The organism is Chelatococcus sp. GCM10030263 (assembly GCF_042666455.1).
GTDB lineage: Bacteria > Pseudomonadota > Alphaproteobacteria > Rhizobiales > Beijerinckiaceae > Chelatococcus.
The window spans coordinates 795426-812014 of the sequence record NZ_JBHTDB010000002.1; the positions used below are offsets into that span (position 1 = coordinate 795426).

16 protein-coding genes are annotated in these 16589 nt (G+C 67.2%); 3 read left to right on the top strand and 13 right to left on the bottom strand.

Going from position 1 to position 16589, the window contains the following annotated elements:
- Positions 1 to 193: 193 nt before the first annotated feature.
- Both ACFQU1_RS03560 and ACFQU1_RS03565 read right to left on the bottom strand, forming a co-directional pair.
- On the bottom strand, positions 194 to 949 hold the full coding sequence (locus ACFQU1_RS03560; RefSeq protein WP_378129280.1) for a sulfite exporter TauE/SafE family protein: 756 nt from the start codon (positions 947 to 949) through the stop codon (positions 194 to 196).
- 199 nt (positions 950 to 1148) lie between these two features.
- Positions 1149 to 1862 carry a DUF1013 domain-containing protein gene (locus ACFQU1_RS03565; RefSeq protein WP_378129282.1) on the bottom strand — a complete coding sequence of 238 codons (714 nt, stop codon included), beginning with the start codon at positions 1860 to 1862 and terminating at the stop codon, positions 1149 to 1151.
- A 261-nt stretch (positions 1863 to 2123) separates the two neighbouring features.
- Here ACFQU1_RS03565 and ACFQU1_RS03570 point away from each other — a divergent pair, with 261 nt between their 5' ends.
- Positions 2124 to 2318: a DUF1192 domain-containing protein gene (locus ACFQU1_RS03570; RefSeq protein ID WP_378129284.1), complete on the top strand. Its 195-nt coding sequence runs from the start codon at positions 2124 to 2126 to the stop codon at positions 2316 to 2318.
- A gap of 333 nt (positions 2319 to 2651) precedes the next feature.
- Complete coding sequence (locus tag ACFQU1_RS03575) at positions 2652 to 3161, top strand: DUF1465 family protein (protein WP_378129286.1); 510 nt, start codon at positions 2652 to 2654, stop codon at positions 3159 to 3161.
- Positions 3162 to 3397: 236 nt separating this feature from the next.
- On the opposite strand, the gene rpmE is transcribed toward ACFQU1_RS03575, so the two are convergent.
- Positions 3398 to 3628, bottom strand: coding sequence for a 50S ribosomal protein L31 (rpmE, locus tag ACFQU1_RS03580; protein ID WP_378129288.1), 231 nt, complete (start codon positions 3626 to 3628; stop codon positions 3398 to 3400).
- A gap of 142 nt (positions 3629 to 3770) precedes the next feature.
- Between rpmE and ACFQU1_RS03585 the strand changes: the two genes are divergently transcribed.
- The gene (locus tag ACFQU1_RS03585; protein ID WP_378129290.1) at positions 3771 to 5612 is read left to right on the top strand and encodes an ABC transporter transmembrane domain-containing protein; all 1842 of its coding nucleotides are present in this window, start codon (positions 3771 to 3773) and stop codon (positions 5610 to 5612) included.
- Positions 5613 to 5704: 92 nt separating this feature from the next.
- Here the strand turns inward: ACFQU1_RS03585 and ACFQU1_RS03590 are convergent, their stop codons facing one another.
- The 10 genes from ACFQU1_RS03590 to tkt form a co-directional block, all read right to left on the bottom strand.
- Positions 5705 to 6736, bottom strand: a complete 1032-nt coding sequence (locus tag ACFQU1_RS03590) for a peptidoglycan -binding protein (protein WP_378129292.1) — start codon at positions 6734 to 6736, stop codon at positions 5705 to 5707.
- Position 6737: 1 nt separating this feature from the next.
- Positions 6738 to 7721 (bottom strand): flagellar motor protein MotA, encoded by a 984-nt coding sequence (locus tag ACFQU1_RS03595; protein ID WP_378129294.1) that lies wholly within the window; start codon positions 7719 to 7721, stop codon positions 6738 to 6740.
- Between the two features lie 116 nt (positions 7722 to 7837).
- Complete coding sequence (locus tag ACFQU1_RS03600) at positions 7838 to 8647, bottom strand: inositol monophosphatase family protein (RefSeq protein ID WP_378129296.1); 810 nt, start codon at positions 8645 to 8647, stop codon at positions 7838 to 7840.
- An 81-nt stretch (positions 8648 to 8728) separates the two neighbouring features.
- On the bottom strand, positions 8729 to 9856 hold the full coding sequence (locus ACFQU1_RS03605; protein ID WP_378129298.1) for an SEL1-like repeat protein: 1128 nt from the start codon (positions 9854 to 9856) through the stop codon (positions 8729 to 8731).
- Positions 9853 to 10503: a thiamine phosphate synthase gene (locus tag ACFQU1_RS03610; protein WP_378129300.1), complete on the bottom strand. Its 651-nt coding sequence runs from the start codon at positions 10501 to 10503 to the stop codon at positions 9853 to 9855. The genes ACFQU1_RS03605 and ACFQU1_RS03610 overlap by 4 nt, the downstream gene beginning before the upstream one ends.
- 106 nt (positions 10504 to 10609) lie before the next feature.
- Positions 10610 to 11674: a class II fructose-bisphosphate aldolase gene (gene fba / locus ACFQU1_RS03615; RefSeq protein ID WP_378129302.1), complete on the bottom strand. Its 1065-nt coding sequence runs from the start codon at positions 11672 to 11674 to the stop codon at positions 10610 to 10612.
- 65 nt (positions 11675 to 11739) lie between these two features.
- Entirely contained in the window at positions 11740 to 12933 is a 1194-nt protein-coding gene (locus ACFQU1_RS03620) for a phosphoglycerate kinase (protein ID WP_378129304.1), read from the bottom strand.
- Complete coding sequence (locus tag ACFQU1_RS03625) at positions 12930 to 13469, bottom strand: hypothetical protein (protein WP_378129306.1); 540 nt, start codon at positions 13467 to 13469, stop codon at positions 12930 to 12932. The genes ACFQU1_RS03620 and ACFQU1_RS03625 overlap by 4 nt, the downstream gene beginning before the upstream one ends.
- A 48-nt stretch (positions 13470 to 13517) precedes the next feature.
- On the bottom strand, positions 13518 to 14525 hold the full coding sequence (gene gap, locus ACFQU1_RS03630) for a type I glyceraldehyde-3-phosphate dehydrogenase (protein ID WP_378129308.1): 1008 nt from the start codon (positions 14523 to 14525) through the stop codon (positions 13518 to 13520).
- 72 nt (positions 14526 to 14597) lie between these two features.
- Positions 14598 to 16589, bottom strand: coding sequence for a transketolase (gene tkt, locus ACFQU1_RS03635; RefSeq protein ID WP_378129310.1), 1992 nt, complete (start codon positions 16587 to 16589; stop codon positions 14598 to 14600).

Consider the following 16589-nt stretch of genomic DNA (forward strand, 5'->3'; position numbering starts at 1 on the left):
CCGGCCCAGAACGACGCCGCTGCCAAGGCCGTCGTGATCTTTGCAACAGACATCGCAACCGACATGGGTAACACCGGCTCCTTGGCCGCGGACGCCCGAGGGCATCAATTCCCGTCCGGCGGAGCGACCATAGGGCGGACTTTTGTTCCGGCAATGGCGCTTATGTATCAAAGTGTTGCAATCAAGGGCGGGGTCACAGCAGGCCGACGATGCCGTCGTAGACGAGCTTGAGGCCGACCATGAACAGCAGCGCATAGATGACGCGATAGAAGCCGTCGGATCGCATGCGCCGCACCAGCCAGACACCGGCCACCGTCGAGGCGACGGCCAGCGGCAGAAGCGCTGCCGAGGTCAGAAGGTTTTCTCGCGTGAATTGCCCCAGCCAGAGATAGGGGATCACCTTGAACAGGTTGACACTGGCGAAGAACCAGCTCGTCGTGCCGACGAGGATGTCGCGCGGCAGGCGCTGCGGCAACACATAGATTTGGAACGGTGGGCCGCCCGCATGGCTCACGAAGCTCGTCAGACCCGAGACCGCTCCCCAGAACAGCCCCGCAAGCACCCCGCCTGGCTTTGCCTTGGCGGCCTCCTTGCTGAGCCCCAGCCACCAATTGGCCGAGAAGACGATGGAGATCAGGCCGACGGCGAGCCGCACATAGGCATCCGAAACGACGGTTGCGGCGAGGGTGCCGAGCAGCGTGCCGAGAAGGGCACCCGGCAGCAGGATCGCCAATGTGCGGCCGTCATAGAAGCGCCGATAGGCGAAGACGCCGACCCAATCCTGCATGACCAGGATGGGCAAGAGGATCGCCGCCGCCTGGAAGGATGGAACAGTCAGCGCCATCAATGGCTGGGCGACGCTGCCGAGGCCGACGAAACCGCCCTTCGATAGGCCGCCGATGATGACGGCCGGCACCGCAGCCAGATAAAAGACGGGATCGCTGACCATGGTGGGATTTCGCAAGGCGGATCGCCGCCGACGCCACCGGAAGCATTCTACTCTTCCAGCTCGAGCGCCGCGGCAAGCCCGGGCAGGTTGGGCTCATGCGAGCGGCACAGTCGGGCGGCGCGCCGTTCTTGGCAATGCCCGCGGCGAAGACCCGCCATGCTCCTGGCGCGGACCGCGGGGCGCGCCGGCCCGGCCTTGATCAGTCCTGCTCTTCCTCGTCCTGGGGCTTGAGCTGCTTCAGCTTGGCGAAGACGCTGTCGGCGTCGATCCTTTCCTCTTCCTTCCGCGGCCTCGACATATCCTCGAAGGGCTCTTGCGGCTCGGGGACGGGCGCCGTGGTTTCCTCCGCCGGTAGCAGCGTCTGGCCGCTCTCCACCTGCGCGGGGCGGTCCTTGGCCGACCGGGCCACCTCGAAGTCGAGATCGATCTGCGAGCACAAGCCGAGGGTCACCGGATCCATCGGCGTCAGACTCGCTGCATTCCAGTGAGTGCGTTCGCGGATCTGCTGGATCGTCGTCTTCGTCGTGCCGATGAGCCGCATGATCTGCGCATCCTTCAATTCGGGATGGTTGCGCAGCAGCCAGAGGATGGCGTTGGGGCGGTCCTGGCGTCGCGAGACGGGTGTGTAGCGCGGGCCCTTCTTGCGCTTCTGCTCGGGCAGCTTCACCTTGGGCGAAGCCATCTTGAGCATGTAGTCGGCATCACCTTCGGCGCGCGAGATCTCCTCGCGGGTCAGCTGGCCCGTCGTAATCGGATCGAGCCCCTTGATCCCGGCCGCCACCTCGCCGTCGGCGATGCCCTTCACCTCGAGCGGGTGCAGCTTGCAGAACTCGGCGATCTGCTCGAACGTCAACGCCGTGTTTTCGACCAGCCAGACGGCGGTCGCTTTCGGCATGAGCGGTCCCGTGGACATGGGAAACTCCTTATTCGCTGCGCCGGCTTGTGCCGGCGCGCATGGTCAAACGCTGGGTAAACCTTCCGCGGGCCTCCGGCCAGGCAAATCGGCCGGGGCGGGACGTTACCACCGATGAAGGGGAACAGCGGGAATATAGGCGTTGCCGGCGTCGCTGGCAAATGGCCGGCCGAGGATCCGGCTGCGCTCCATGGCGGCGATTGCCGACCGCGCCCGACGGCGAGATAATGCGCGCCGTTCTTGAAAGGCGAGGTGAGGCCCATGGCGAGCGAATTGGACGATGAACGACCCCGGCCGCAGTTGAACCATGTGATCGGCCAGGATCTCAGTCTCCTGTCCGTCGATGAGCTTGCGGAGCGCATCGCGCTCTTGCGTGCGGAGATCGGCCGGCTGGAGGCGGCGCTCGCCGCCAAGGAGGCCTCTCGCGCCAAGGCCGATGCGGTGTTCCGGCTGTGAACGCCACATCGCACAGTCTTGTATCTTTTTGGAACGAGGCGCGCGCTCAACGGACGGCGGCAACCTTCCGTTAAGCTTTCCAGTCTATGACTGAGATCGTCCATTTGATCTGGACGTCGAGTGGCTCTGTCCACTCTCTTTGACGCCTCCCTGCTTCGACCTTCAGCCGCCCCCATCGGGCGGCTTTTTTTTTAACGCGCGCTTCACCCCGTTTCGCCTGTGCCGGCTGCGCTGGCCCCGTCCTTGCCATGTCCCGACTGAGACCGGAGTCGATGTTCCAATACGGAACGGGCCGACGTCCGGCGGCAGTCGGAAGGGTGAGGTATGGCAAGCGTGAGTATTTCTCGAGAGGCGACGGCGCCGATTCCGTTCGGTCTCCATTTCGTCGCTTCGGAGCAGTTTCGCCGCTTGTTCCGCGAAGGGATGGGACTGATCGAGGAAACCGCGGCCTATCTCGAAGGGCGGGGCAGGGAAGAAGCGCGGGTCCTTCGGCGGCAGGCAGCCCTCGCCTATGCGACGGAAAGCATGCGCCTGACGACGCGCCTCATGCAGATGGCCTCCTGGCTCCTGCTGCATCGCGCCGTCGCCGATGGCGAGATCACCATGCGCGAGGCCCGCAGTGAAAAGGCCAAGATCAGGCTCACCGCTTCCGCACCGGCCGATATCGTGACCGATGACGCGCTGCCGGCAAAGCTCTGCGATCTTCTGAGCCGCGGTCATCGGCTCTTCACCCGCATCAAGCATCTCGATGAGGTGCTCGCGGCCTGCGAGAATGTCGACGAGAAGCAGCCACCCGTGCCGGTGCCGAGCCAGGCCGCCCGGCTGCATTCCATGCTTCTCTGAGACGACGAGGGGAGGGGGGACCGGCTCGCCGCTCTCGGGTGGCGGGCCGGTTTTTATTGTCCGCCCGCGTAAGCGTGAGCGCAGGTCCGAAAACGCCAACAGGCGCCTCGCGGCGCCTGTGGCTGGTCGGCTATGGCTCGTCTTGAGACATGCACTCCGGCATCCGCCGGTCGAACGGCGCTCACGAGGCGAGGCGCTGATCCGCGCCGCTCCGGGCAGGCGCCGATCGTGGCGCCTTACTTCTTGCTGAAGCTCAGGCCCGCGAACTTGTTGTTGAAGCGCGACAGGCGCCCGCCGCGGTCGAGCAGCTGCTGGGTACCGCCGGTCCAGGCCGGGTGCGTCTTGTTGTCGATGTCGAGGTTGAGGCTATCGCCCTCTTTGCCGTAGGTCGACCGCGTGACGTAGGATGAGCCGTCGGTCTGCGTGACCTTGATGAAATGGTATTCGGGGTGGATATCGGCTTTCATGGAAACATCCTTCTGGAGCTACCGCGAAAGCGGCAACCCCCACGTAGCGTCGACAGATTGTCTTAGGGTCGCGACCCTATAGCGCAGCGCCAAGCACGAAACAAGCGGACAAAAAGAAGCGACAGTTTTGGAAGGAGTGACGATGGCACGCCGGCCGGCACGCCAAGCGGGTGATCCCGAGCAGCAGCCAGGGGCGCGCGCACCGCTCAGCGCCCTGAAGCCGCTTCTGCCCTTCGCCCTGCGTTATCGCGGGCGGATCGCTGCGGCCTGCCTTGCGCTGATCATTGCCTCGGCTGCGACGCTCGCCTTGCCGCTCGCCGTGCGGCGCGTCATCGATCACGGCTTTTCGGTCGATGGCGCCGGCCTCATCGACAGCTATTTCGCCGTGCTGCTCCTGGTCGTGGCGGTTCTGGCGCTGGCGAGCGCCACGCGCTTCTACCTCGTCAGCACGCTCGGCGAGCGCGTGGTCGCCGATTTGCGCGCGGCCGTCTTCCGGCATCTGACCAGGCTCGATGCCGGTTTCTACGATGTGACGAAGAGCGGGGAGGTGACGTCCCGCCTCACGGCCGATACGACGATGATCAAATCGGCCTTCGGCGCGAGCGCCTCGGTCGCGTTGCGCAATCTGGTGCTGTTTCTCGGCGCCGTCGCCATGATGGTCATCACCAGCCCGCGCCTGTCCTCCCTCGTCCTCATCGCCATTCCTATCATCGTGCTGCCGCTGGTCGCCTCTGGCCGCGGCGTCCGCCATCGCTCGCGCATCGCCCAGGACAAGCTCGCCGCCGTATCCGCCTATGCGACCGAGGCCGTCGGCGCGGTCCGCGTCATGCAGGCCTTCAACGCCGAAGAGGCGACCGCGGCGCGTTTTACGGCCGCCGCCGAGGAGACCTACGAGGCGGCGCGGGCCTCGATCACCGCGCGCGCCATCCTCACGGCCATTGCGCTCTTCCTCGTCTCGGCGAGCGTCGTCGGTGTTCTGTGGTATGGGGCCCAGGATGTCCTCGCCGGCCGCATGACCGGCGGGCGCCTGTCGCAATTCGTCATCTATGCGGTGCTCGCCGCCTCCTCGCTCGGCGAGCTGAGCCAGGTCTGGGGAGACGTCTCCCAGGCGGCCGGGGCGGCCGGTCGGCTCGCCGAATTGCTCGCGACGAAACCGGCCGTCACCCGGCCGGAGCGGCCGGTGGCGCTGCCTGAGCCCTCGCCGGCGACGGTCGCTTTCCAGAATGTGCGCTTCGCCTATCCGACGCGCTCGGACGTCTCCTCCCTTGACGGGCTCAGCTTCTCCATCCGCCGCGGCGAGCGCGTGGCGCTCGTCGGCCCCTCGGGCGCCGGTAAGAGCACGGTGATCCAGCTTCTGCTGCGCGCCTATGATCCGCAGGTGGGCCGCGTTTCCGTCGACGGTGTGGATGTCGCCGCGGCCGATCCCGCCGCGGTGCGCAGCCGCATCGCCTTCGTGCCGCAAGACCCGGTGGTGTTCGGCACCACCATCATCGACAATATCCGCTACGGCCGCCCCGATGCCGACGAGGCGGCGGTGCGCGAGGCAGCCCAGTTCGCGGCGGCCGATGCCTTCATCCGCGCCCTGCCGCAGGGATATGACAGCTTGGTCGGGGAACGTGGAGTGACGCTGTCTGGCGGGCAGCGTCAGCGCATTGCGATCGCCCGCGCCGTCCTCAAGGACGCCCCGATCCTCGTTCTCGACGAGGCGACCTCGGCGCTCGACGCCGAGAACGAGCAGCTGGTGCAGCAGGCGCTGGATCGGCTGATGGCCGGGCGTACCACGCTCGTCGTGGCGCACCGGCTGGCGACCGTCCTCTCGGCCGACCGGATCCTCGTTCTCGACCAGGGGCGTATCGTCGAGGAAGGCACGCACCAGACCCTCGTGACCAAGGGCGGGCTTTATGCGCGGCTTGCGCGGCTGCAGTTCAGCGAGAGGCCCGAGATGCCGGATGCACCGATAAAGGCAATCGGCATTCGGCAGTAGGCAGTCGGGCAGTCGCGGTGGTGGGTTTGGGCTGCCATCTTCCCGTTATCAGTCGTCCGACTGCCGATTGCCCATTGCCGACTGCCTAACCGCTACCGTTCCGTCAGCTTGAGCTCGATGCGCCGGTTGCGGCGGTAGGCCTCTTCGCTGTCGCCGAGCTCGATCGGCTGGAACTCGCCGAAGCCGGCGGCCAGCAGATGCTGCGGCGCCACGCCTTTGCTGACGAGATATTCCACGACCGAGATGGCGCGCGCCGCCGAGAGGGCCCAGTTCGATTTGAACTCGCCCTGGCCGGACAGCGGCCGTTTGTCGGTGTGGCCGTCGACCCGAATCACCCAGGGAATGTCCGGCGGAATTTCCTTCTCGAGTTCGAGAAGGGCCGTCGCGATCTTGTCGAGTTCCGTATCGCCCGCCGGCAGCAGCGCGGCCGAGCCCGCGTCGAACAGCACCTCGGATTGGAACACGAAGCGGTCGCCGACGATGCGGATGTCCGGCCGCTCGCCGAGGATCTGCCGCAGGCGGCCGAAAAAGTCGGAGCGGAAGCGGGCGAGTTCCTGGACGCGCTGGGCGAGCGCGACATTGAGGCGGCTGCCGAGATCGGCGATGCGCGCCTGGCTCTCCTTGTCGCGCGACTCGGAGGCGGCGAGCGCGTCTTCGAGGGCCGCGAGCTGCCGGCGCAGCGCCGTGAGCTGTTGATTGAGGAGTTCGACCTGCGCCATGGCCCGCGCCGAAACGGCCTTTTGCTGGTCGACCTCGGCGGCGAGCTGCCCGGCGCGTTGATTGGCCGCATCCGCTGCAGCTGCGCCCGAGCCGATGAGGCCCTGGAGCCGCTGGCGATCGGCCTCGGTCGTCTGCAGCGTCGATTGCAGGGCGGCGAGACTGTCCTGCGCCTCCTTGCGACCCGACCGTTCGAGCGCGAGAAGTTCGGTCAGTTCCGCGATCTGCCGGTTGAGCCGCTGCAGCGCCGTGTCGCGGCCCGCGATCTCCTGCGAGAGGAAGAATTGCCCGAGAACGAAGACCGTCAGGATGAAAATGATCGACAGAACGAGCGTCGACAGCGCGTCGACGAAGCCCGGCCAATAATCCAGGCGGCGCTCGAAGCGGCGGGAGCGCGAGAGGGCCATCTCAGCGGATCCGCTCGTCGACGAGCCGCTCCAGCAGGCGCTTCATTTCCCGTTGCTGGGTGGCTTGGGATTCGACCCAGTCCCGGATCATCTGCTGTTCGGAGCGCATATGCTGCACGAGGCCCTGCACACCCTCAGCGAGATTGGCCATGGCATGGGTGGCCGAGCGTCCGCTCTGGCTTTCGTTGAGGGCGACGGTCAGCCTCTCCAGCGCGGCGGTGATTTCCTTGTCGCCGGCTGGGGCGGCGGTGGCGATGCGCCCGGCCGGCGGCGCGGCATCCGCCACATGGGCCGACAGCCAGTCTTCGAGCTCCGTATAGAAACGGCTCTGCGCCTGACCGACCTGCAGGTCGAGAAAGCCGAGCACGAGAGAGCCGGCGAGGCCGAAGAGCGAGGAGGAAAAGGAAATGCCCATGCCGCCGAGCGGCGCGGCCAGGCCGCTCTTCAGTTCCTCGAACAGCACGCCCGCTTCGGCGCCCGTGCGCATGGTGGAAATGACCTGGCCGACGGAGCCGACCGTCTCGAGCAGGCCCCAAAAGGTGCCGAGCAGGCCGAGGAAGACGAGGAGTCCTGTAAGATAGCGCAGGTTCTCGCGGTTCTCGTCGAGCCGGGCGCCGATCGATTCCAAGATCGCGCGGAAGGTGTGGGTGCTCAGGTTGCGCGTGCCGCTCTTGCGGCCGAACAGCTTGGCGACAGGGCCGAGAAGGCCGGGCGGCGCCTCGATCTCCCCGTCGGATCCGGCGATGCGGAACTGATTGACCCAGGAGACCGAGCGGAAGAGCCGGATAACCTGCCGAAACGCCAGAATGATGCCGACGGCAAGCGCGCCGATGATGAGCCCGTTGAGCCCCGGATTGTTCATGAAGGCAGCGGTGATCTGCCGATAGAGCACGAAGGCGATGAAGCCGACGAGCACGACGAACACCAGCATGCGGATCACGTGGATGCGCGGCGGCGTCAATTTCACTGTGTCATCGGCAACCATTATCCGTCCAGTCGCTCCCGGGGATAGCGCGAGCGCGCATGTTCGCTGGCGCGGCGGTTGCAATCAAGCTCTTTGGCAGGTGTAACTTGTGTGCCCTTCGTGCCTTTTGCTGCGCGTCAGGCCACGGAGGAGGCGGTTCGCGCGGTCTTCAGGACGTCGACGAGCGCACGATGCAGCATTTCGTTGCCGCAGGCGATGCTTCCCGCCGCAATCGGGTCCGGCCCGCCGCCGGCGTCGGTCGCGAAGGCGCCGGCCTCGCGCAGGATGGCGAGCCCCGCCGCCATGTCCCAGCTCTTCAGCCCGCGCTCCCAATAGGCGTCGTAGCGGCCGCAGGCCACATAGGCGATGTCGAGCGCTGCGGCGCCATGGCCGCGTAGCGCCGCGGCCTGGGCGCTGACCGAGGCGATCTCCTGCAAGGTCGTTGCCTGGGCGGGTCGGCCGAGATGCGGAATGCCGCAGCCGACGACGGCGACGTTGAGCTCGCGGCGAGCGGCGACGCGGATGCGGCGATTGTTGAGATAGGCGCCCTTGCCGCGCTCGGCGACGAACATCTCGTCCTTGAGCGGATCATAGATGACGCCGGCGACCATCTGCCCCTCGCGTTCGAGGCCGACGGAAATGCAGAAATGCGGCAGCCCGTGCAGGAAATTGGTGGTGCCGTCGAGCGGATCGATGTGCCACCGGTGCATTCTGTCGGTGCCCTCGACGATGCCGCTCTCTTCCATCACGAAGCCGTAGCCGGGCCGCGCTTTCTCCAGCGCGTCGCGCAGGATGGTCTCGGCCTTGCGGTCGGCGTTCGAGACGAAATCGCCGGGGCCTTTCACCGAGACCTGGAGAGCTTCGACCTCGCCGAAGTCGCGTTTGAGCGAACGGGCGGCCTTGAGCACCGCCTCGGACATGACGGTGATGAGGGGGGAGCGGATCATGATGTTGTACTGCCTTCGCGACGTTTCGCGACGCCAAAGAAATCGGGGGAGAGGGTTGTGTGCCTGCCGGTCCGCTCGCCGTCAAGGCTGCAGGTTGGCGGCGAGATCGGCTGTGCGCCGGCGGGCGAGGGCTTCGGCTCTCGACCGGTCGGCCGGCGTGAGCTCCTTCAGCGCGTCGTCGAGCCACGGGTCGGCGAGCCCCTGCTGGGAGGCCATCATGTGCCAGGCCGCGGCCTCGACCAGGTTCTTCGGCATGCCCCGGCCTGCGGCGAGAATGCGCGCCAGCCGGTTCTGGGCGATGGCATTGCCCCGCCCGGCGGCGAGCGCAAAGAGCCGCGCCGCCCGCGTCTCATCGGCCGTGACGCCATCGCCGTTGAACAGCATGATGGCATATTCGACCTGGGCGCTGAGATTGTCGTTGGCTGCCGCCCGGGCCATCCAGCGCGCGGCTTCGGTCGGATTCTTCTCGACGCCGCGGCCTTCCTTGGTCAGCACGGCGAGCGCATATTGCGCGTCGGGCACCTCGATTTCGGCCGCCTTGCGGAGGAGGTCGATGGCCTGCGTCAAGTCTTCCGGCTTGCCCGTTCCCATGAGAACGACGGCGAGGTTGTACATGGCCGGCCCATGGCCTTCGGCCGCGGCGCGTTTCAGCAGCACGAGCGCGGCGTCGTTGTCCTTGGGCACGCCCCGCCCGGCAAAGGTCATCATGGCGAGCGCGAAGGTCGCGTTGCGGTCGCCGGCGCCGTCGCCCAGCCGGTACCAGTCGGCCGCCTTGGTGAAGTCCTGGCGCACGCCGAGCCCCTGCGAATTGAGCTCGCCGAGCAGCGTCATGGCCGCGCCGTCTGTGCGGTCGCTCTGCGCCCGCCGTGTCGCTTCCCGCAGGGCCGTGAGATAGAGGCCCCGCTGATAGGCGCCATAGGCGTAATCGGCATCGGGGTCGGGTAGGGTTGGGATGATGGTCGGCTCGCCAACGGTTCCACCGAAGCCGGGCTGGCCGAGGCCCTGGTTCGAGCTGCCGGCCCCCGGCGAAACCGTCGAGGGCAGCTCCTGCTGCTGTTGCGCGCCGGAAAGAGGCAGTAATCCTTGCGGCGAGACGGCCTGAGCCGGCCCGCTATCCGCCGGCGGAGCACCGTTACCCGGCGGTGTCTGGGCCTGCACAGCGCCGGCGCAGAGCACGATCGTGCCGGCGATGAGCGGGCGAAGCTTCACGGCCGGACCGACGCGGCAGCGGCAACGATCGCCGCCGCTTCCTCGATCGCCGCCGCCGGGCCCGCAGGATGGGACCAGACCGCATCGCCGAGCCCCACGAATTCGACGCGCGCCGCGGCGAGCGGGCCGATCTCCGCGAGCGACGGCGCGAAGGCGACGCAAGGCAGGGCGAAAATTTCCGCCCACCATGAGGCTCGCTCCAGGACACCGGCGAAGTCGGGCAGGCTTCCGTCCGGCCGGGGCTCGCCGAACATGATGTAGTCGACGTCGCGCTCGCCGGCCTCCATGGCCGCATGGCGGCTGCCGAGGCCTCCGACGCCGACGATCCACTGCGGCTTCAGCTGCGACACGGCGTCATCGAGGACCTCGATCTTGCCGCCGCGCATGTCGACATGCGCGCCATCCGCGCCGCCGCGCACGGCGATCTGCTCAGGAGCCGCGACGATAAGGGCCGCGCCGGCCTCCTGCGCGATGGGCGCGAGCGTCTTGACGGCCTTGATCGCGCGGCGCTCGTCCATCGCTCCCAGCTTGAGCAGCACGGCAGCGACGTTACCGCTCGCGCAAGCGGCAGCCAGCACCGGCGCAAAGGCATCTGGATCGTCGACGACGGGGGTGACGAGAGACAGGCGGCATAAAGGACTGGTCATTCGCTCGCTCGAAGCCGCGGAGAGCGGGACGAAGCGTCCCGATCACCGCGATTGATAGCGTGATTCTGCGTGAGATGGTGGCGGCACGGTGGCGCGGGTCTGCCGCTCACGCAATCTTGGGGTCGAGCTCGCCCTTCTCGTAACGCTTGGCCATCGCTGCGAGCGACAGCGACTTGATCTTGCCGGCCTGCCCCGCGGTGCCGAATTCCTCGAAGCGCTGCTTGCAAAGCTTGGTCATCGCTTCCATGGCCGGCTTCAGATATTTACGCGGGTCGAACTCGCCCTTGTTCTCGTGGAGAACCTTGCGGATCTGGCCGGTCATGGCCATGCGATTGTCGGTATCGATATTGATCTTGCGCACGCCATGCTTGATGCCGCGCTGGATTTCCTCCACCGGCACACCCCAGGTCGGCTTCATCTCGCCGCCATAGGCATTGATGATGTCCTGAAGCTCCTGCGGCACCGACGAGGAGCCGTGCATCACGAGATGCATGTTCGGCAGCCGGCGATGGATCTCCTCGATCACATGCATCGCGAGGATAGCGCCGTCCGGCTTGCGCGTGAACTTATAGGCGCCATGCGAGGTGCCCATGGCGATGGCGAGCGCGTCGACCTTCGTCTCCTCGACGAATTTCACAGCTTCGTCCGGATTGGTGAGGAGCTGGTCCTGGCTGACGGGGCCTTCGACGCCATGGCCGTCCTCCTGCTCGCCGCCGCCGTGTTCGAGCGAGCCCAGCACGCCGAGCTCGCCCTCCACCGAGACGCCGCCCCAATGGGCCATCTCGACGACCTTGCGGGTGACGCGCACATTGTAGTCCCATTCGGCCGGGGTCTTGCCGTCGGCCTTCAGCGACCCGTCCATCATGACGGAGGTGAAGCCGTACTGGATGGCTGTCATGCAGGTGGCTTCGCTGTTGCCATGGTCGAGATGCATGCACAGCGGGATGTGCGGATAGAGCTGCTCGAGCCCCTCGATCAGCTTGGCCAGCACGAGGTCATTGGCATATTGCCGGGCGCCGCGGCTCGCCTGGATGATGACCGGCGCATCCGCCGCATCCGCAGCCGCCATGATGGCGAGCCCCTGCTCCATATTGTTGATGTTGAAGGCGGGAACGCCGTAGCCGTGTTCGGCGGCATGATCGAGCAACTGACGCAGGGTGATGCGCGACACCTTCGTGATCTCCTTTGCGACGGCGGTCGATTGGCGACCGCGGGAAAAAGGCGGCGGGCTGACCGTCAGCCGGCCGCGAGGGCCTTCACGCCCGGCAGCTCCTTGCCCTCGAGCCATTCGAGGAAGGCGCCGCCGGCGGTCGAGACATAGGTGAAATCCTCCGCCACGCCTGCCTGGTGAAGGGCAGCCACCGTGTCGCCGCCGCCGGCGATCGAGACGAGCCTGCCCAGCCGGGTGCGTTCGGCGGCGTGACGGGCGGCCACCATCGTTCCGTGGTCGAAGGGTGACAGCTCGAAGGCGCCGAGGGGGCCGTTCCAGACGACCGTCGCGGCGCTGTCGATCGCCCCCTTGATGCGCTCGATCGACTGCGGGCCGACGTCGAGGATCATGCCCTCGCTCGGCACCGCGTCGAGGCCATAGGCGTGGTGTGGCGCATTCGCCTCGAACTTGCTCGCGATGACGGCGTCAACCGGCAGGATGATGGCGCAGTTCTTTTCCTGCGCGGCCGACAGAATGCGCAGCGCCGTGGCCGCGAGCTCCCGCTCGGCGAGCGACTTGCCGATGCCGACGCCCTGGGCGTGGAGGAAGGTATTGGCCATGCCGCCGCCGATGACGAGCGCCTCCACCTTGGAAACGAGATTTTCCAGAAGGTCGATCTTCGTCGACACCTTGGCGCCGCCGACGATGGCGACGACCGGCCGCTCCGGCTTTTCCAGCCCCTTGCGCAGCGCCTCGAGTTCGGCCTGCATGCTGCGCCCGGCATAGGCCGGCAAGAGATGGGCAAGGCCTTCCGTGGAGGCATGCGCCCGGTGGGCGGCCGAGAAGGCGTCGTTGACATAGAGGTCGCCGAGCTTGGCGAGCGCCTTGGCGAAATCCGGGTCGTTCTTCTCCTCGCCCGCATGGAAGCGGGTATTCTCGAGGAGAAGCACCCCGCCCTCCGGCAAGGCGGCGACCGCCTGCGCGGCCTTTTCGCCGATACAGTCCTCGGCGAAGGCGACGGACTTGCCGAGGACGTGTCCCACGGCCTTGGCGATCGGCTTCAGGCTCTCCTTGGGATCGGGCCCCTTTGGGCGGCCGAAATGGGCGAGCAGGACGACCTTGCCGCCCCTGTCGGCGATCTCGCGGATCGTCGGCATCACGCGATCGATGCGGGTGGTGTCGGTCACCCGCCCGTCTTCCATCGGCACATTGATGTCGACGCGCACGAGGACGCGCTGGCCCTTGACCGGCGCCTCGTCGAGGGTGCGGAAGCTCGTCATGGGGTGACACCTCCGCCGAGAAACCGCAGCAGGACGACCGTGATGACGGCAGCCCCGACCGCCGCCGCCACGGCAACGCCGACGAGGGCCCCATAGCCCGGCAGCCGGCGGACCCGGTCCGCCAGCGCCACCACGTCTTCCTGGCGGGCCAGCGACCCGGTCATGCCCGTCGAGGTCTCGACCTTGGATTCGAGCCGCAGCATGAGGGCCTCGGAGCGGGCGAATTTCTCCTCGATGCGGGCCGCCTTCTCCTCGATGCGCGCCAGCTGGTCGAGCGCCGGGCGCTGTGCCGGCGCAGCCGCTGGGGCGGCCGCGGGCGCGGGCGTTGGCGCGGGGCGCGGCTGAGCGGCCGGGGCCGCTGCCGCAGGAGGAGGCGCGGCGGGCGGCGGGGCGGCGCGCGCCTCGCCGGGGGCAGGCTGGGCGGGCCGCGCTTCGACCGCGGGCTCGATCCTGACGTCCGATTGTTGCTCGGGCCGGGGCTCGTTGGCGGAAGAAATGCTCGGCTCGATGCGTCCGCTCGTCCGCGTTTCACTCATGGCAACCGTCCGTGTACGAGGAGGGGTTTGGCGCTCGGCATGCCGGCGTCAGATGTGCTTCGCCAGTGCGACGGCCGTGTCGGCCATCCGGTTCGAGAAGCCCCACTCGTTGTCATACCACGCCATCACCCGCACCAGCGTGCCTTCCATGACTTTCGTCTGGTCGAGGGCGAAGGTCGAGGAATGCGGGTCGTGATTGAAGTCGATCGAGACATTCGGGGCGGCGGTCACGCCGAGCACGCCCTTCAGCTCCTGCGCCGCGGCGCGCTTGATCGCCTCGTTGATCTCGTCCTTCGTCGTGGCCCGCTTGGCCACGAATTTAAAATCGATCACTGAGACATTCGGCGTCGGCACGCGGATGGAGACGCCGTCGAGCTTGCCGTTGAGCTCGGGCAGCACGAGCCCGACCGCCTTGGCCGCACCCGTCGAAGTGGGGATCATCGACAAGGCCGCCGCACGGCCGCGATACAGATCCTTGTGCATCTGGTCGAGCGTCGGCTGATCATTCGTGTAGGAATGGATCGTCGTCATGAAGCCCTTGTCGATGCCGATGGCATCGTTCAGCACCTTGGCCACCGGCGCGAGGCAGTTTGTGGTGCAGGAGGCATTCGAGATGACGAGGTGGTCCGGCGTGAGCTTGTCGTGATTGACGCCGTAGACGACGGTGAGGTCGGCGCCATCGGCCGGAGCCGAGACGATGACGCGCTTGGCGCCTGCCTCGAGATGGGCCTTCGCCTTGTCCCTGGCGGTGAAGATGCCCGTGCATTCGAGCGCGATGTCGACGCCGAGGTCCTTGTGCGGCAGCTCGGCCGGATTGCGGATGGCCGTCACCTTGATCGGCCCCGTGCCGCAATCGATCGTGTCGCCCTCGACCGTGACCTCGTGCGGAAAGCGGCCGTGAACGGAATCGAAGCGCAGGAGATGGGCGTTCGTCTCAACCGGGCCGAGATCGTTGATCGCGACCACCGCGATGTCCTTGCGGCCACTTTCGACGATGGCGCGCAGCACGTTGCGTCCGATACGCCCGAACCCGTTGATCGCGACTCGAACCGTCATGGTCTCTACTCCTCAAGCCATGCGCCAAGGCGGCGCTTCATGTCCGGCAACTATGCCCCCTGAGCGCCAGTCTCAACCATTATGTCGGGACATTACGCGTTCGACCACGGCCTCAGCCGTAATTCCGAAATAAGCATAAAGATCCCGATAAGGCCCGCTTGCCCCGAAGCGTTCCATGCCGACGAACAGACCGTCCGGGCCGATGACCGCGTCCCAGCCGAAGCGCACCGCCGCCTCGATCGCGAGCTTGACAGGGGCATCGCCGATGATGCCGCGCCGCACCTCTTCCGGCTGGGCCAGGAAGAGCTCGAGCGAGGGCACCGACACGACGCGCGCGCCGACGCCCTGCTCGGCGAGGAGCGCCTGGGCGGCGAGCGCGATCTCGACCTCCGATCCGGAGGCGAACAGCGTGGCGATGGCCGGACCGACCGGGGACGGCGCGAGTTCGTAGGCGCCGGTCGCCGCCAGATTGCGCTCGCTCGGTTCCTTGCGCACCAGGGCAAGATTTTGCCGGGTCAGCGCCAGCACGGTGGGCCCGTCTTTGCGGGTGAGGGCTAGCTCCCAGGCTTCGGCGGTCTCGACCGCATCCGCCGGCCGGAAGACGCGCATATGCGGCATGGCGCGCAGCGCCGCCAGATGCTCCACCGGCTGGTGGGTCGGGCCGTCCTCACCGAGGCCGATCGAATCGTGGGTCATCACATAGACCACCGGCAGGCCCATCAGCGCCGCGAGCCGCATGGCCGGGCGGGCATAGTCGGAGAACACCAGGAAAGTCGCGCCGGCCGCGACGAAGCCGCCGTGCAGCGTGATCCCGTTCAAGGCCGCCGACATGCCGAACTCGCGGATGCCGTAGTGGATGTAGCGTCCGGTGAAGTCGTCCGGCGTCACCTCCTTGGCGGCCTTGGTGCGCGTGTTGTTGGATGGCGTGAGGTCGGCCGAGCCGATGGCGAGCTCAGGCAGCAGCGGGACGATCGCTTCGAGCACCAGCTCGCTCGCCTTGCGGGTGGCGATGGCCGGCGCGTCGGCGATGAGCTTGCCCTTGAGCGTGGCAATGGCAGCCCCGAGGGTCTGCGGGCGTTCCCTGAGAAGCCGGCGGGTGAATTCGTCTCGCGTCGCAGCGGGTGCCTGCGCGAGGCGACGCTGCCAATCCTCCCGCTTGCCGCGCCCGCGTTCGCCGATGGCACGCCAGGCGCTCGCCACCTCGGCCGGGATCTCGAAGGCGGGAGCGTCCCAGTGGAGGGCAGCCTTGGCGCCGGCGAGCTCGTCGGCACCGAGCGGCTCGCCGTGCGCCTTTGAGGTGCCGGCCTTCTTCGGCGCGCCATAGCCGATGGTGGTACGGCAGGCGATCATCACCGGGCGGTCGGAGTTGCGCGCGGCGGCGATGGCCTCCGCGACCGCCTCCGGGTCCTGGCCGTCGACCCGCGAGGCCTTCCAGCCCGCCGCTTCGAAGCGCTTCACCTGGTCGACTGAATCCGACAGGGTCAGCGGCCCGTCGATGGAGATGCCGTTGTCGTCGTAGAGAACGATGAGCTTGGCGAGCTTGAGATGCCCGGCCAGCGCGATCGCCTCATGGCTGATGCCCTCCATGAGATCGCCGTCCGAGGCGATCACATAAGTGTAATGGTCGACGAGCGTCGCGCCGAATTCGGCGACCAGCATGCGCTCGGCCATGGCCAGTCCGACGGCGGTCGCGAGCCCCTGGCCGAGCGGTCCGGTCGTCGTCTCGACGCCGGCCGTGACGAAATTCTCCGGGTGGCCCGGCGTCTTCGAGCCGAGCTGCCGGAAGCGCTTGATGTCCTCGATCCCGACGCTCTCGTAGCCTGTCAGATGCAGCAGCGAATAGAGCAGCATCGAACCATGGCCGGCCGACAGGACGAAGCGGTCGCGGTCGGGCCAGGTGGGATCGGCGGCATCGAATTTGAGAAAGCGCGAGAACAGGACCGTGGCCACATCGGCCATGCCCATCGGCAGGCCGGGATGGCCCGACTTGGCCTTTTCCACCGCATCCATCGAGAGTGCGCGCAGCGCATTGGCCAGACGGTCGTGTTCGATCGGGGATGTCAT

Bases quoted from the DNA above. Each gene is read 5' to 3' on its own strand.
- ACFQU1_RS03585 (WP_378129290.1), top strand. From the start codon at position 3,771: ATGGCACGCCGGCCGGCACGCCAAGCGGGTGATCCCGAGCAGCAGCCA.
- ACFQU1_RS03610 (WP_378129300.1), bottom strand. From the start codon at position 10,503: ATGACCAGTCCTTTATGCCGCCTGTCTCTCGTCACCCCCGTCGTCGAC.
- ACFQU1_RS03570 (WP_378129284.1), top strand. From the start codon at position 2,124: ATGGCGAGCGAATTGGACGATGAACGACCCCGGCCGCAGTTGAACCAT.
- tkt (WP_378129310.1), bottom strand. From the start codon at position 16,589: ATGACATCCCCGATCGAACACGACCGTCTGGCCAATGCGCTGCGCGCA.
- ACFQU1_RS03565 (WP_378129282.1), bottom strand. From the start codon at position 1,862: ATGTCCACGGGACCGCTCATGCCGAAAGCGACCGCCGTCTGGCTGGTC.
- ACFQU1_RS03560 (WP_378129280.1), bottom strand. From the start codon at position 949: ATGGTCAGCGATCCCGTCTTTTATCTGGCTGCGGTGCCGGCCGTCATC.
- ACFQU1_RS03595 (WP_378129294.1), bottom strand. From the start codon at position 7,721: ATGGTTGCCGATGACACAGTGAAATTGACGCCGCCGCGCATCCACGTG.
- gap (WP_378129308.1), bottom strand. From the start codon at position 14,525: ATGACGGTTCGAGTCGCGATCAACGGGTTCGGGCGTATCGGACGCAAC.
- ACFQU1_RS03620 (WP_378129304.1), bottom strand. From the start codon at position 12,933: ATGACGAGCTTCCGCACCCTCGACGAGGCGCCGGTCAAGGGCCAGCGC.
- rpmE (WP_378129288.1), bottom strand. From the start codon at position 3,628: ATGAAAGCCGATATCCACCCCGAATACCATTTCATCAAGGTCACGCAG.
- ACFQU1_RS03600 (WP_378129296.1), bottom strand. From the start codon at position 8,647: ATGATCCGCTCCCCCCTCATCACCGTCATGTCCGAGGCGGTGCTCAAG.
- ACFQU1_RS03625 (WP_378129306.1), bottom strand. From the start codon at position 13,469: ATGAGTGAAACGCGGACGAGCGGACGCATCGAGCCGAGCATTTCTTCC.
- ACFQU1_RS03590 (WP_378129292.1), bottom strand. From the start codon at position 6,736: ATGGCCCTCTCGCGCTCCCGCCGCTTCGAGCGCCGCCTGGATTATTGG.